Source organism: Idiomarina sp. HB (assembly GCF_048059115.1).
GTDB lineage: Bacteria > Pseudomonadota > Gammaproteobacteria > Enterobacterales > Alteromonadaceae > Idiomarina > Idiomarina abyssalis.
The window spans coordinates 456,023-469,617 of the sequence record NZ_JAYLVU010000002.1; the positions used below are offsets into that span (position 1 = coordinate 456,023).

At 48.7% G+C, this 13,595-nt stretch carries 14 protein-coding genes; 6 read left to right on the top strand and 8 right to left on the bottom strand.

What is annotated here, in order from left to right; genetic code table 11:
* Positions 1 to 2 precede the first annotated feature (2 nt).
* The 3 genes from ftsA to lpxC all read left to right on the top strand — a co-directional run bounded on the left by ftsA (position 3) and on the right by lpxC (position 3,519).
* Positions 3 to 1,235: a cell division protein FtsA gene (gene ftsA, locus VBY75_RS08000; RefSeq protein WP_054489880.1), complete on the top strand. Its 1,233-nt coding sequence runs from the start codon at positions 3 to 5 to the stop codon at positions 1,233 to 1,235.
* A gap of 39 nt (positions 1,236 to 1,274) precedes the next feature.
* Positions 1,275 to 2,474: a cell division protein FtsZ gene (ftsZ, locus tag VBY75_RS08005; RefSeq protein ID WP_054489882.1), complete on the top strand. Its 1,200-nt coding sequence runs from the start codon at positions 1,275 to 1,277 to the stop codon at positions 2,472 to 2,474.
* A 124-nt stretch (positions 2,475 to 2,598) separates the two neighbouring features.
* The gene (gene lpxC / locus VBY75_RS08010; RefSeq protein ID WP_054489884.1) at positions 2,599 to 3,519 is read left to right on the top strand and encodes a UDP-3-O-acyl-N-acetylglucosamine deacetylase; all 921 of its coding nucleotides are present in this window, start codon (positions 2,599 to 2,601) and stop codon (positions 3,517 to 3,519) included.
* On the opposite strand, the gene VBY75_RS08015 is transcribed toward lpxC, so the two are convergent.
* Positions 3,516 to 3,920 (bottom strand): DUF721 domain-containing protein, encoded by a 405-nt coding sequence (locus VBY75_RS08015; protein WP_224797845.1) that lies wholly within the window; start codon positions 3,918 to 3,920, stop codon positions 3,516 to 3,518. The two genes, lpxC and VBY75_RS08015, sit on opposite strands and share 4 nt — an antisense overlap.
* Before the next feature lie 88 nt (positions 3,921 to 4,008).
* Between VBY75_RS08015 and VBY75_RS08020 the strand changes: the two genes are divergently transcribed.
* From VBY75_RS08020 to mutT, 3 genes are all read left to right on the top strand, one after another.
* Positions 4,009 to 4,941, top strand: a complete 933-nt coding sequence (locus tag VBY75_RS08020) for a M23 family metallopeptidase (protein ID WP_222236438.1) — start codon at positions 4,009 to 4,011, stop codon at positions 4,939 to 4,941.
* An 83-nt stretch (positions 4,942 to 5,024) separates the two neighbouring features.
* Entirely contained in the window at positions 5,025 to 7,745 is a 2,721-nt protein-coding gene (gene secA / locus VBY75_RS08025) for a preprotein translocase subunit SecA (protein WP_416511906.1), read from the top strand.
* A gap of 6 nt (positions 7,746 to 7,751) precedes the next feature.
* A complete protein-coding gene (mutT, locus tag VBY75_RS08030) occupies positions 7,752 to 8,168 on the top strand; it encodes an 8-oxo-dGTP diphosphatase MutT (protein ID WP_199494228.1) in 417 nt (138 codons plus the stop codon).
* On the opposite strand, the gene yacG is transcribed toward mutT, so the two are convergent.
* The 7 genes from yacG to VBY75_RS08065 are packed head-to-tail and all read right to left on the bottom strand — an operon-like array spanning position 8,165 to position 13,562.
* On the bottom strand, positions 8,165 to 8,359 hold the full coding sequence (gene yacG / locus VBY75_RS08035; protein WP_199494227.1) for a DNA gyrase inhibitor YacG: 195 nt from the start codon (positions 8,357 to 8,359) through the stop codon (positions 8,165 to 8,167). The genes mutT and yacG overlap by 4 nt on opposite strands.
* Positions 8,356 to 9,120 (bottom strand): cell division protein ZapD, encoded by a 765-nt coding sequence (gene zapD / locus VBY75_RS08040; protein ID WP_416511908.1) that lies wholly within the window; start codon positions 9,118 to 9,120, stop codon positions 8,356 to 8,358. The genes yacG and zapD overlap by 4 nt, the downstream gene beginning before the upstream one ends.
* 40 nt (positions 9,121 to 9,160) lie before the next feature.
* Positions 9,161 to 9,769, bottom strand: a complete 609-nt coding sequence (coaE, locus tag VBY75_RS08045; protein ID WP_222236442.1) for a dephospho-CoA kinase — start codon at positions 9,767 to 9,769, stop codon at positions 9,161 to 9,163.
* Position 9,770: 1 nt separating this feature from the next.
* On the bottom strand, positions 9,771 to 10,631 hold the full coding sequence (locus VBY75_RS08050; RefSeq protein WP_416511911.1) for a prepilin peptidase: 861 nt from the start codon (positions 10,629 to 10,631) through the stop codon (positions 9,771 to 9,773).
* A gap of 18 nt (positions 10,632 to 10,649) precedes the next feature.
* On the bottom strand, positions 10,650 to 11,825 hold the full coding sequence (locus VBY75_RS08055; RefSeq protein WP_416511913.1) for a type II secretion system F family protein: 1,176 nt from the start codon (positions 11,823 to 11,825) through the stop codon (positions 10,650 to 10,652).
* Complete coding sequence (locus VBY75_RS08060) at positions 11,812 to 13,095, bottom strand: GspE/PulE family protein (protein WP_222236446.1); 1,284 nt, start codon at positions 13,093 to 13,095, stop codon at positions 11,812 to 11,814. The genes VBY75_RS08055 and VBY75_RS08060 overlap by 14 nt, the downstream gene beginning before the upstream one ends.
* Entirely contained in the window at positions 13,095 to 13,562 is a 468-nt protein-coding gene (locus VBY75_RS08065) for a pilin (RefSeq protein WP_222236447.1), read from the bottom strand. Before VBY75_RS08065 ends, VBY75_RS08060 begins: the two co-directional genes overlap by 1 nt.
* Positions 13,563 to 13,595 lie beyond the last annotated feature (33 nt).

The following is a 13,595-nucleotide window of genomic DNA, read 5'->3' on the forward strand; positions in this document are numbered from 1 at the left end:
TTATGTCGAAAACATCGGAACACAATATGGTTGTAGGTCTGGATATAGGTACCAGCAAAGTGACGGCGCTTATTGGCGAATTGCTGCCAGATAATGAGATCAGCGTTGTTGGCGTTGGTACAGCGACCTCGCGTGGTATGGACAAAGGCGGCGTTAACGACCTTAACCTGGTTGTTCAGTCGGTCCAGCGTGCTGTTGATGAAGCCGAACTGATGGCTGACTGTCGCGTGGCATCGGTGTACCTGAACATTTCCGGCCGTCATATTTCCTGCCAGAACGAAAGTGGCATGGTACCGATTAACGAAGCTGAAGTGACACAGGACGATGTCGACAGCGTGATTCACGCCGCACAGTCAGTACCTATTGCAAAAGAGCGTCGTATTTTGCATGTGTTACCGCAGGAGTACGTCATTGACTCCCAGGAAAGCATTCGCAGCCCAATTGGCATGTCGGGTGTTCGCATGGAGTCTAAAGTGCACATTATTACCTGTGCGAATGACATGGCGAAAAACATCATAAAAGCGGTTGAGCGCTGCGGGTTGTCGGTGGACAAACTCATTTTCTCAGCGCTGGCATCCAGCATCTCGGTACTGACCGATGACGAAAAAGATTTAGGTGTAGCGCTGGTCGATTTAGGCGGCGGGACCATTGATATTTGTATATATGCGGGCGGTGTATTGCGTCATACCGCAGTTATTCCTGCGGCGGGCAATCAGGTCACCAGTGACATTGCCAAAATTTTCCGTACACCGACCAACCACGCGGAAGAAATTAAGACCAAGCACGCTTGTGCGCTGCGGCAAATGGTCAGTATGGAAGACACCATTGAAGTGCCGTCGGTGGGTGGGCGTCCGTCACGGGTGATGTCACGTCATACCTTGTCGGAAGTGGTAGAGCCACGTTATCAGGAATTGTTTGAGCTGGTCAGGGACGAGATCCAGCAAAGCGGGTTAGATGAGCAAATAGCAGCCGGCGTAGTTATCACAGGCGGTAGCGCCAAAATGGAAGGCTGCGTCGATTTTGCTGAAGAAATTTTTCAAATGCCGGTTCGTATCGGCGTTCCTCTGGGCATGAAAGGCCTGCGGGATTACGTCGAAGATCCGGTTTATGCCACAGCGGTGGGACTGTTACGGTATGGGCAGGAAGATGCCGCTGTGTCACAAAAAGAAAGCTCTAAAACTGACGTGATCGGACTCTGGCAAAAAGTGCAGAGTTGGTTCAAAGGTGAGTTTTAACTTGGGGTAGCACGTTAAAAGCAGGTAGGGAGAATTATTATGTTCGAACTGATGGACAATTATGAAAGCGAAGCCGTCATTAAGGTGATTGGCGTCGGTGGTGGCGGCGGAAACGCTGTTCAGCACATGGTAAAAGAATCAATTGAAGGTGTGCAGTTTATTGCAGCCAATACCGATGCGCAGGCTCTGCGTAATCATACGGCAGATGTCACCATTCAATTAGGGCAGGACATTACTAAAGGTCTTGGCGCTGGCGCCAACCCTGAAGTGGGTCGCCAGTCGGCAGAAGAGGACCGCGAGAACATCAAAGTCCACTTAGAAGGCGCTGATATGGTCTTTATTGCAGCTGGCATGGGCGGTGGTACCGGAACCGGTGCAGCACCTGTGGTTGCTGAAGTTGCCAAAGAACTGGGCATTCTGACTGTTGCCGTTGTGACCAAGCCTTTCCCGTTTGAAGGGAAAAAGCGCATGGCTGTAGCCGACGAAGGTATTAACGCACTGGCACAAAGTGTCGACTCGTTAATTACCATTCCAAACGAGAAATTGCTTAAAGTTATGGGTCGTGGAACCAGCTTGCTGGATGCCTTCAGCGCAGCAAACAACGTATTGTTGGGTGCGGTTCAGGGTATTGCCGAGCTGATTACTCGTCCGGGTCTTATCAACGTTGACTTTGCCGACGTTCGCGCGGTTATGAAGGAAATGGGTACGGCCATGATGGGTACCGGTGTTGCCAGCGGTGAAGACCGTGCGCAGGAAGCGGCCGAAATGGCAATTAACAGCCCGTTACTGGAAGACATCGACTTGTCTGGTGCTCGTGGCGTATTAATTAACGTTACTGCTGGTATGGATATGAGCATTGAAGAGCTCGATACCGTCGGTAATACGGTTAAAGCCTTCGCCTCAGATAACGCTACAGTGATAGTTGGTACCGTTATCGATACCGAAATGTCCGACGAACTGCGCGTTACTGTTGTTGCAACCGGCATCGGGGCTGAGCGTAAACCGGATATTTCTCTGGTGAACAATACCAGCCAGGCTGCGCCTAAGCGCGAACCTCAGCCGGCATATCGTAGCAGTGATATAGACCGTGGTGCGGCGGCTCCTCGTTACGAAGAGCAGGAAGAAGTTCAAGCGGAAGCAAAAGCTGAACCAAAACGTCAGCCTGCTGCCAAAGCTAAACAGGATAAAGAACTCGATTACCTGGATATTCCGGCATTTTTACGAAAACAGGTCGACTAATTTGGCGTAACTCTGTGTAAGTATGCGTAAAATTTGATCGAACCATGACAAATGTCGTATAATATGCGGCCGCTTTGGCGTCAGCCAGGGCGAACCGAATAGAAAAGGTAGGTGAACAAGTACCATGATTAAGCAACGTACATTACAGCAAGCAATATCAACCACGGGTGTTGGGCTGCACAAAGGCAATAAAGTAAACCTTACTTTACGTCCTGCGCCGGCTAATACCGGTTTGATATTCCGTCGTGTGGACCTTGATCCTGTGGTGGATATTCCAGCACGGGCCGACTGGGTGCGTGATACGCAGCTGTGTACCTGTCTTATCAACGAAGAAAACGTTCGCATCTCTACCGTCGAGCATTTGCTCGCTGCGCTGGCCGGCGTTGGAATTGATAACGCGATAATCGAAGTCGACTCGCATGAAATTCCAATTATGGACGGCAGCTCGCACCCGTTTGTTTACCTGCTACAAAGCGCGGGTATTGAAGAGCAGTCAGCAGCGAAAAAGTTCATCCGGATCAAACAGCCGGTACGTGTCGAAGACGGTGATAAGTGGGCGGAACTGCTACCCCACGATGGTTTCCGTATCGACTTTGCTATCGACTTTGAACACCCGGCTATTGCAGACACAGGGCAAACAGTCAGCATCGATTTTAGTGCTAATGCCTTTATAAAAGAAATTAGTCGTGCCCGTACCTTTGGCTTCATGAAAGACATTGAATTTTTACGGGAAAACAACCTGGCACTGGGCGGCAGTTTTGATAACGCCGTTGTGCTGGATGAATTCCGCATTCTCAACAGTGACGGCTTACGTTACGACGATGAGTTCGTAAAACATAAAATGTTGGACGCTATTGGTGACTTGTACATGGGGGGACACAGTATTCTGGGTCACCTGCGTGCTTATAAGTCAGGGCATGCACTGAATAACCAGTTACTTCAGGCTTTATTAGCGCAAGAATCTGCGTGGGAATTTGTGACCTTTGACGGTGAGCAGGAAAAAGCGCCTATCGCCTTTTGGTCACCAGCAACAACCACAGCTTAGTCTTTATCGTTGGCGGTAAACTTTGCCGCCAACGCTTTTAACTCCGATTTCAACGGCTCGTCGCAGCCTTCCGCCATTGCCAGCAAACGCTCCGCACTGCTTGAATCTTTCTGATTTTTAATCGTTTTCTGAAAACTGTTCATTGACGGAGACACCTTAATAGAAAGGCTCTGTACCGGGACCGTCGCATTGTCACGAAAATGCGTTATAATGGCCGCTTGCTGAAGTTTTAGCCGGGTTGCCCAACTACCGTTATCCACCTGAATGATCATTTGACCATCACGGATATTCAGCAATTGGCAGTGTTGGTTGGTGTTTTTATCAACGCATTGTTGAAACAATTGTTGCCAATGCGAAAGTTGGGCGGCAAACTGTGCATAGTGTCGTAATGTTGTCGACAAAGTCCGTTGTCCGGAACGGAGCCATTCTGATGGGGTTTTCGGATGTCGTGACATAATTGCGTAGTAGGCAAATAATAAGAGAGTTCAGATGAGTTTATCAGTCTTTTATCGAGGCTCCAAAGTACGTTTTCGTATTCGGTTAAGTCGACGTCGGTTTTTGTCCTATGTTGGCATTGCTGCTTTTATCGGACTTGCCAGTTGGCAGCCATGGCAGTATCAGGGAATCGATCCTGAACTGGCGCAATCAAAAATTTCTGCAGAGCAGAAAAAGCTTGTCTTACAAGAGCAAGCATTAAAAGACCTGAAAGAGGATACCCAAAAGCGTTTGGGTGCAATGACGGTATACCTGGGTGAATTAAGAGCTCAAATGCGTCGTCTGGATGCTCTGGGTGAACGTTTAGCTGGCGTTGCCAATTTGGATAACGGCGAGTTTAATTTTAATCAGGAACTGCCCATAGGTGGTCCGGAAATTGAAGTTGCCGAGTTGCCGCAAAGCTCAGGTACAGACGTTATTCGCGAAATTGAAGATATGCTGTCGCAAATCTCTGACAAACAAAAACAGCTATCACTACTTGAATCTGTGATGATGAATCACCAACTTAATAATGATGCTTATATTGCGGGACGCCCAATCTCAGATGGTTGGTTGTCGTCGCAATATGGTGTGCGTAAGGACCCTTTTAATGGCACACCAGCCATGCACAAAGGGTTAGACTTTGCCAGTTATAATGAAGAAGTGAAGATTATTGCTACCGGCGCAGGTGTAGTGACCTGGGCGGGTGACCGATACGGTTATGGTATGTTGGTTGAAATTGACCATGGCGGTGGCTTAAAAACGCGCTACGGACATAATGATAAGCTATCGGTATCAGTAGGGGATGTTGTCACCCGTGGCCAGCAAATTGCTGAAATGGGTAGTAGCGGTCGTTCTACCGGCCCGCACGTTCATTACGAAGTTTTGCGTAATGGTCGTCAAATTGACCCGAACCAATTTGTGTATCGCAAAGCTGACTCAAAATAACTCGGTAAATTAATTTAGAACGTAGGCGGTACTTCGGTACCGCTTTTGTTGTTCAGGAAAGTAACACAGGATAAATCAATCTCATGCTAGGCAGTCTGTTTCGAAAAGTATTTGGTAGTCGCAACGATCGCATTCTAAAAACCATGAAGAAAGACGTTGAGCGAATCAACTCGCTGGAACCCGAGTTTGAAGCGTTAAGTGATGCCGAGCTAAAAGAGAAAACAACGGAGTTTCGAAAGCGCCTGAATGACGGTGAGCGTTTAGATCAAATTTTACCAGAAGCTTTTGCAACGGTTCGTGAAGCCAGCAAGCGCGTCTTTGGTATGCGTCATTTTGACGTGCAGCTTATTGGCGGCATGGTACTGAATGATAATCGTATTGCTGAGATGAAAACCGGTGAAGGTAAAACCTTAACTGCAACCCTGCCAGCTTATTTAAATGCGTTGCCTGGTAAAGGTGTTCATATCATTACGGTGAACGACTATCTGGCAAAGCGTGACGCTGAGTTCAACCAGCCATTATTCGACTTTCTGGGGCTGACAGTTGCCTTTAATATTCCGGGCATGGCACCGGAAGATAAAAAAGCGGCTTATCAGGCAGACATTACCTACGGTACCAACAACGAGTTTGGCTTCGACTATCTTCGTGACAACATGGCTTTTGCTCCACAGGACAGAGTCCAGCGCGAATTAAACTACGCTCTGGTCGATGAAGTTGACTCAATTCTAATTGATGAAGCCCGTACACCGCTTATTATTTCCGGGCCAGCCGAAGACAGCTCGGAAATGTACCGTAAAATGAATGAACTGGTTCCCAATTTGGTGCGCCAGGAAAAAGAAGATACGGAAGAAGAAAAAGGCGACGGCGACTTCACTATCGATGAAAAAGCTAAGCAGCTGCATTTGACCGAACACGGACAAGAGCATATTGAAGAGCTGTTGAAAGAAAAAGGCATGCTGGAAGCGGACGATTCGCTGTATTCGGCGGCCAACATCAGCTTACTGCACCACATTAATGCGGCATTACGTGCACATCACCTGTTCCAGAAAGACGTTGATTACATCATTAAAGACGACAAAATCGTTATTGTTGATGAACATACAGGTCGTACTATGGAAGGCCGCCGCTGGTCCGAAGGTCTGCATCAGGCCGTCGAGGCCAAAGAAGGCGTTCCAATTCAAAATGAAAACCAGACCTTAGCTTCTATTACTTTCCAGAATTACTTCCGTTTGTATAACAAACTGGCGGGTATGACAGGTACAGCTGATACTGAAGCTTTTGAGTTCCAGTCTATTTACGGCTTGGAAACTATCGTACTGCCAACCAACCAACCTATGATCCGCGATGACAGAGCAGACCTTATCTATCTGACTACGTTGGAGAAATACGAAGCGATAGCGGAAGATATAGAAGAATGCCGTAAGCAGAAACGACCGGTATTGGTGGGTACGGTATCTATCGAAAACTCTGAACTGCTGTCGAACCTGTTGAAGAAGAAGAAAATTCCTCACGCGGTATTAAACGCCAAGTTCCACGAAAAAGAAGCCGATATCATCGCTCAGGCAGGTCGTCCGGGTACGGTGACTATCGCAACCAACATGGCCGGTCGCGGTACCGATATCGTGTTAGGTGGTAGCTGGATGGCTGAAGTTGAAAAGCTGGATGAGCCTACCAACGAGAAAATTGAAAAGATAAAGCAAGAATGGCAAAAACTGCATGATGCTGTTATTGAAGCCGGTGGTTTGCATATTATCGGTACTGAGCGTCACGAATCACGTCGTATCGATAACCAGCTGCGCGGTCGTGCCGGTCGCCAGGGTGACCCGGGTTCGTCGCGTTTCTATCTGTCGTTAGAAGATTCGCTCATGCGCATTTTCGCTTCAGAGCGAATGGCTACCATGATGAAGCGTTTAGGCATGAAAGAAGGCGAAGCAATTGAACACCCTTGGGTAACTCGTGCCATTGAAAATGCTCAACGTAAAGTGGAAGGCCGTAACTTTGACGTGCGTAAGCAGTTGTTGGAGTACGATGACGTTGCCAATGATCAGCGCAGCGTTGTCTATGAACAGCGCAATGAATTACTGGATGAAGGCGATATTTCTGAGACCATCGTTGCTATTCGCGAAGATGTTATCAACAGTGTCATTAGCGAGTATGTTCCGCCTCAGTCTTTAGCCGAGTTATGGGACTTAAAAGGTCTGGAAGAGCGCCTGCGCGGTGACTTCCACATAGACGTACCCTTACAAAAATGGCTGGAAGAGGAAGAGCATTTCCACGAAGAAGTTCTGCGTGAACGCGTTCTGGAAAAGCTGGTTGAGTCCTATCAGGAAAAAGAAGAGATGGTCGGGCCGGAAGTTTTACGCCGTTTCGAAAAGTCTATTATGCTGCAAAGCCTCGACCAACACTGGAAAGAGCACCTGGCGGCAATGGATCACCTGCGTCAGGGGATTCACCTGCGTGGCTATGCGCAGAAAAACCCTCAGCAAGAATACAAGAAAGAAGCCTTTGCGCTCTTTACCGATATGCTGGAGGCATTGAAGCTCGACGTGGTAACCATTTTAAGTAAGGTTAAGGTTCGGGCTCCGGAAGACGTCGATGCGGTTGATGAACAACGTAAGGCAGCGGATAGTGCTCCTCGTGAGTTCCGCCATGAGCAAAGCGGTCCCGCTGCAGAAGAGCCAACTCAGCAAAACAATGCTGACGCACAGGGGCAACCTGTTCGTAAAGGTGCCAAAGTGGGTCGTAATGAACCTTGCCCTTGTGGTTCTGGTAAAAAGTACAAACATTGTCACGGTAAACTGTAGGTTACTATGAAAACCGAAGCATCGCCTGCTGTACATGTTGCAGTGGGCGTTATTGAGAATGAACAGGGTGAAATTTTTATAGCCCAACGTCATCCTGAACAACATCAGGGTGGGAAATGGGAATTCCCGGGCGGTAAAGTCGAAGCTGCCGAGAATGTCCAGCAAGCGCTGCAACGCGAACTAAAAGAAGAGTGCGGTATTGATGTGACCGATATGGCACCACTAACAGTTATCGAGCATCAGTATAAAGATAAACGGGTCTTACTCGATGTCTGGTGGGTACTTGCTTACGACGGTGAAGTGCGTCAGTTAGAAGGTCAGGACTGGTGTTGGGTTGATAAAAACCAACTTGACGCATTTCAGTTTCCCGAAGCGAACCAGCCCATTGTTGAATGCATTATGCAGTCTTTAAACGCCTATTAATAATCCTGTTCGTCGTTGTTGTAATCATCATTAGCAATGACAACAGGCTCGCCAGGAATACTTTTCTCTTCGTTAGCCCATTCACCTAAATCAATCAGTTTACAACGCTCACTGCAAAAGGGGCGGGCGGGTGATTTTTCTGACCATTCAACTTGTTTTTGGCAGGTTGGGCAGTTAACGCTAACACTCATGGACTACACCTTGCGATTTCGAATTCAATGTCTTGAAGGGAGGTTTCATTACTCTCCCCCGGTAAGGGCATGAATCGTACCGTAAAACGTTGTCTGTGCCCACTAATGACGGGGTAAATATTGGCTGAGCGAGGAACTTTAATGCGCAACATTGCCAATAGTTGATCCGAACTTTCCTGTAAGAAACCATTTTGTAGCTGCATGGGAACAAAAACAGATTGCTCGCGTAACAGTGTCAGCTTCAGTGTGATAGCTAACTCCACAAAAGCTAAGGTCTTGCGCCACTCTTCGCATTGTTTGGCTTTATCTTCAGCGGACTGGCTTAACCAAAGCTGCAGTTGTGGTAATTCAAATAAACCACTCATACCGGGTTGGCTAAAACGTTGTCTGATACTGGCTAGCAGGGCATCGTCCTTAAGTTGTCGCAGGTATTTTGGAATATCCTGTAACTGGTTAAGACACTGCTCAATTTCCTGAATGGTATTGCGCAACGCTTCGCGGTCAACGTCAGGATGCGCTTCCCATTTTTGCAAACGTTGTTTATCGAGATCTAAATCTTTACTGAGTTCGGTCCGAATATCAAAGCGTTCCAGTAGCTCGGTAACGGCGAATAACGCGTTAAAGAAGGGTTCCGCTTGTTCTTCAAAACAAAGTTGACTGGCTTTTAGCTGCTCAAAGCCGTGCTCCAATCGCAAATAGGTTCGCATGCGCTCCTGAAGAGGGTATTCGTAGAGAATGTTGTCTTTATCAGTCGATGCCATGCGATTGCCGATTGGTGAACTCTGTTCCTATAATAGCGTATTACTTTTCCTGTGCAACGGTTGCCGCCAGGTAGCGCTGATGTAACTGAAGTACCTGCTGTTTCAGCTGTTCCAGACTGCCATCATTGTTTAGCACATCATTTGCTTTTTCTAGCCGCTCGCTGCGGCTTAGCTGTGCCTTCATAATAGCTTCCACTTCTTTTTTAGGACTGTCATCGCGCTGGATAGTTCGCGATATTTGCAAAGATTCAGGAACATCAACCACCAGCACTCGCTGGCAGTATTTTTCCAGACCGTTTTCCAACAACAAGGGAGCTGACAAAATCACGTAGGGAGAGTCGGCTTGTTCAAGCTGAGAGATGAGCTCTTGTCTTATCGCGGGGTGGAGCAACTTATTCAGCCATTCCTTTTCCCGGGGGTTAGAGAAGACCCTTTGGCGTAACGCCTTGCGGTTAAGCTCACCACCTTCAGTCAATAACTGGTTTCCAAAGTGCTCTGCAATAGCCTGCAGGCAGGGAGTTCCCGGCATAACAACCTGACGGGCCACGACATCGGCATCGACGACGGTAATACCCAGCTTTTCGAATTCAGCAGTAGCTGCAGATTTGCCGCTACCAATACCTCCTGTTACACCGACAACATAGGTCATTTTAAACGCCTCCTAACCAGCGCCAGTAACTAAAGAGTAAATCTGTTCCAAAGAAGTAGCTGAGTATGCCGCCGCCAATTAAAAACGGGCCAAAGGGTATTGGCTGTGACCGGCCTTTGCCGCGTATCATGACTAAGCCCACTATGGCACCACAAACTGAACTGGCAAGAATGGTAACCGGCAACAAAGTTGCACCGGTAAAAGCGGTAATGGCCGCCAGCAGTTTAAAATCGCCGTAACCCATTCCTTCCTTCCCGGTAACAAGTTTGAACGCCCAGTAAATGCTCCATAGACTCAGGTATCCTGCTACCGCGCCTATAATGGCGGAGTCAGGTGAGAGTTCACTGGTAGGTGACAATGACCAGAGCAAGGCAATCCAAAGCAGCGGATAGGTTAACTGATCGGGCAATAGCTGATGATTCCAGTCAATAACAAACAGGCAGATGAGCAGCGAAAATACCGCAACATAAACCAGGGCTGTAAGACTAAAACCAAAGTACCAGGCAACCAGTCCAAAGGCCACACAACTGATAAGCTCAACCAGCCAGTAGGTTAGCGGAATATGAGTCTGGCAGTGGCGACACCGGGCACGTAATACCAAATAGCTCAGCAGCGGTATATTGTCGTACCAGGCTATAGAGGTTTTACACTCAGGGCAGTGTGAGCCGGGAACCGCAATAGAAAAGTGATCCAGTTCTTTTAATGGAGTGCCGTTCATTTCAGCACATTCACGCTGCCACTGTCGCTGTAACTGAATGGGTAACCGGCTAATAACAACATTTAAAAAGCTGCCAATAACAGCGCCAAGTATCAGCGCCAACACCAGGGTTGGTATCGATTCAGCAGCGAGCAAGTGTTCCATACTTGTGTTCCTTCGTGGTTAAAATTGCTGCCCCATAGAAAACAGCGGTAAATACATTGCGACCAGCAGAGTGCCTATAATGCCGCCTAAAATCACCATCAGCAAGGGCTCCGCCAGACCAATCAAGCGTTCACAGTTTTGTTCAAAGCGTTGCTGGCGAATATCGGCAAGCGTGGAAAAGGCCTGATCGACGTTGCCGTTTTGTTCGGCAACTTTGAGAAAGCTCAGTGTACGAGGCTCACTTAAAGGGCTTGCTCTGAAACTGTCTACCCAGCCGTTTCCCTGCTCGACACTTTGTTGAACAGAGCGTAAAGCATGGCGGTGAGGTAGCCAGGTCAGGGAATGCGCGGTGCTGTTAAGAGCCTGACGCGTTTCAATGCCAGCCTTCAGGGCAACAGCCAGACGGTGAAAAAGCTGTTGGAGTTTAATGTCCTCCAACAATTTCCCGATAAAAGGCAGTTGGGACAGGGCTCGTTGCCAGAATAAAGGCGCCTTTTTCCTGACCATATACAACGATGCTGAGAAGAACAAAATAAGGCCAAGAAGCGACACGGTTTGCTCTCGTAGGAAATCCGAAGTATTAAGTAAAGTCCGGGTCAGCCACGGGAGTTCCCCTTCACTAAATAACGGTGCGAAACTTGGCAGTACCCAACCCATCATCATGAAGCAAACGGCGCCCGCAACTAAAAGTACTATAACCGGATAGCGAAGCGCTTTGCTCATTTGCTTTTTGAGCCGCAGTTGGCGTTTGGCAACCTGATGCAACTGGTGCAGGGTGTGAGCAAGCTGGCCGGTTTGCTCCGCCCAGGCTATGGCGGTGATGTCTTCTTCCGGCAACCAGTTTTTATAGAGCTGCAACGCCCGGCTAAAAGCAAGACCGCGCTCAATACAACGGATGCAGTCTTCAACCATCCAGCGCAACCCTCTGGATGGGCTCTCGCAGACACTGTGTCGTAATGCTTCAGCAAGCGGTAACCCGCTGCTGAGTAGGTCAGATACTTGCTGCAGCAACTCATACCACAGCGATAAGCGGGGTTTATAGCCTTTTAGTTTGTGGGCCGACAAAGGTTTTACTGCCGCACTGTTTATTTTGTGCTGCGCTAACAGTTGTTTTGCCTGAAGTGCCGAGTCGGCATGAACAAACCCGCACTGCTTACCCACTTGCCAGTACCAGCAATGATTAATCGGCATCATAGGTGAACCGTTCTTTTTCTTTGCGGTTGATCTGACCTGCGTCTATGTAGTTTTGCAAAGCTTGAGAGAAATCAGGCAGCTGCAATGACTCCAGATAACGACGCAGATCCGCTGTATTTGTCTTAAGGTCGATGAATTTCTCCGCCTGCTCCTGCCAGGGGACGACCTCAAACACTGCTTGACGCTTATTTTCAGCAGTTGCGGGTACCGGAAATAGCCGTTGACTGACAATAAGACTGAGTGAACTGCGGATGTCCAGCGGGTTGATGCCAAGAGACTGTAAGCGTTTCAAGCTGTCGAGACAGCTGTTCGTATGCATCGAGGTCAGAACCAGGTGCCCGGTCTGCGCTGCCTGCACTGCAATTTTTGCTGTTTCAGAGTCCCGAATCTCTCCAATCAGCATGACATCCGGGTCCTGCCTTAGCAGAGCGCGGAGCACAGAGGCAAAGGTGAGCCCTTGTCGATGATTGACCATCACCTGGCTGCAACCGGGCAGGGGGACTTCAACCGGGTCCTCAACACTGCAGATATTGCATCGCTCTGCGTCTAACTGACTTATGGCGCTGTATAAGGTCGAGGTTTTGCCGCTACCGGTCGGGCCGGTAACCAAAATTAACCCTTGTGGCTGACTCAGGCAATGGGCAAACCATCGGTATTGCGCGTCCAGTAACCCTGTTTGCTGCAGGGGCGTAATACTCTGCGTTGGCTGCAGGCATCTCAGCACCAGCTTTTCACCCCCAATGACGGGGCAACAACTTAAGCGAAACTCGTGTTGGCGGCTATTCTCAGCACGCACCGACAAACGACCGTCTTGCGGTTGACGTAGTTCAGTGAGATCGAGATTAGCCAGTACCTTAATTCGGGAGTAAATCTGCTGCCCAAAGTCTGCGGGCAGCACATCTAAGCGAGAGAGCTCGCCGGCTATGCGGCCTCGCACAGTAATGCCACTTTCCTGAGGTTGTATATGAATATCTGACAGGCCTTCCGCCGCGCAGTACAGCAACAGCTGGTCAACATAATCGACGACGGAGTCATGGCTTATCTGAACTCCCGGAAGTTGACCTTCCCCGCGAAGTACCATCACTTTTTTATTGCTGTAAAAGCTCAAAAGCACGGCATCTACCGGTGGAAAACCGGGTTGTTGTATTAATAGCTCCCAGTGTTGAGTACTGGCAAAAGGCTGCAACCCGTGTTGCTTAAGAAACGGATCGTCTGTACTACCTGATACCTGCTTCAGATGAGCCAGTGAACAGCGACCGATAACAGACATTAGTAACTTACCTGACGTTCACAGTTTTGCACGACACTGCGAGACTCACCATAGTCTGAGCAGGCGATACTCCAGTCTAAGTGCGTATTAGCCGCATTGGGTGTCAGTTCAATTTGCAGAGGTTGGTTATTAATACTGACAGAGTTCAGGGTCAGTCGCACGGCAGCCGCCTGTGTCAGGCTCAAATCACTGAGTTCATCAGGTAGTGGTGCCGGGACTGCAGGAATGCCCTGGCTTCCGGCCTGATTGCACTGGTTTAACTGTCCCTCAATTTGCCAGCATAGGGCAATACCCAGTTGCAATGGTTGAGCATGAGCCAGCGCCTTACTGACTTTAGCCTGCTGCGTATAGTAGGTATATGACGGAACCGCAATAGCGGAGAGAATGGCAATGATGGCCACCACGACCATCATTTCAATTAAGCTAAAACCGGCTCCGGGTAAACGGTAAGAATGTGCATCCTGCATTAGACAGCTCCCTGTTAAAAACAGTGAAACTGT

Coding starts and splice junctions, on each gene's coding strand:
- mutT (WP_199494228.1), top strand. CDS start 7,752: ATGAAAACCGAAGCATCGCCTGCTGTACATGTTGCAGTGGGCGTTATT.
- VBY75_RS08065 (WP_222236447.1), bottom strand. CDS start 13,562: ATGCAGGATGCACATTCTTACCGTTTACCCGGAGCCGGTTTTAGCTTA.
- coaE (WP_222236442.1), bottom strand. CDS start 9,769: ATGACCTATGTTGTCGGTGTAACAGGAGGTATTGGTAGCGGCAAATCT.
- VBY75_RS08055 (WP_416511913.1), bottom strand. CDS start 11,825: ATGATGCCGATTAATCATTGCTGGTACTGGCAAGTGGGTAAGCAGTGC.
- zapD (WP_416511908.1), bottom strand. CDS start 9,120: ATGGCATCGACTGATAAAGACAACATTCTCTACGAATACCCTCTTCAG.
- lpxC (WP_054489884.1), top strand. CDS start 2,599: ATGATTAAGCAACGTACATTACAGCAAGCAATATCAACCACGGGTGTT.
- ftsZ (WP_054489882.1), top strand. CDS start 1,275: ATGTTCGAACTGATGGACAATTATGAAAGCGAAGCCGTCATTAAGGTG.
- VBY75_RS08050 (WP_416511911.1), bottom strand. CDS start 10,631: ATGGAACACTTGCTCGCTGCTGAATCGATACCAACCCTGGTGTTGGCG.
- yacG (WP_199494227.1), bottom strand. CDS start 8,359: ATGAGTGTTAGCGTTAACTGCCCAACCTGCCAAAAACAAGTTGAATGG.
- VBY75_RS08020 (WP_222236438.1), top strand. CDS start 4,009: ATGAGTTTATCAGTCTTTTATCGAGGCTCCAAAGTACGTTTTCGTATT.
- secA (WP_416511906.1), top strand. CDS start 5,025: ATGCTAGGCAGTCTGTTTCGAAAAGTATTTGGTAGTCGCAACGATCGC.
- ftsA (WP_054489880.1), top strand. CDS start 3: ATGTCGAAAACATCGGAACACAATATGGTTGTAGGTCTGGATATAGGT.
- VBY75_RS08060 (WP_222236446.1), bottom strand. CDS start 13,095: ATGTCTGTTATCGGTCGCTGTTCACTGGCTCATCTGAAGCAGGTATCA.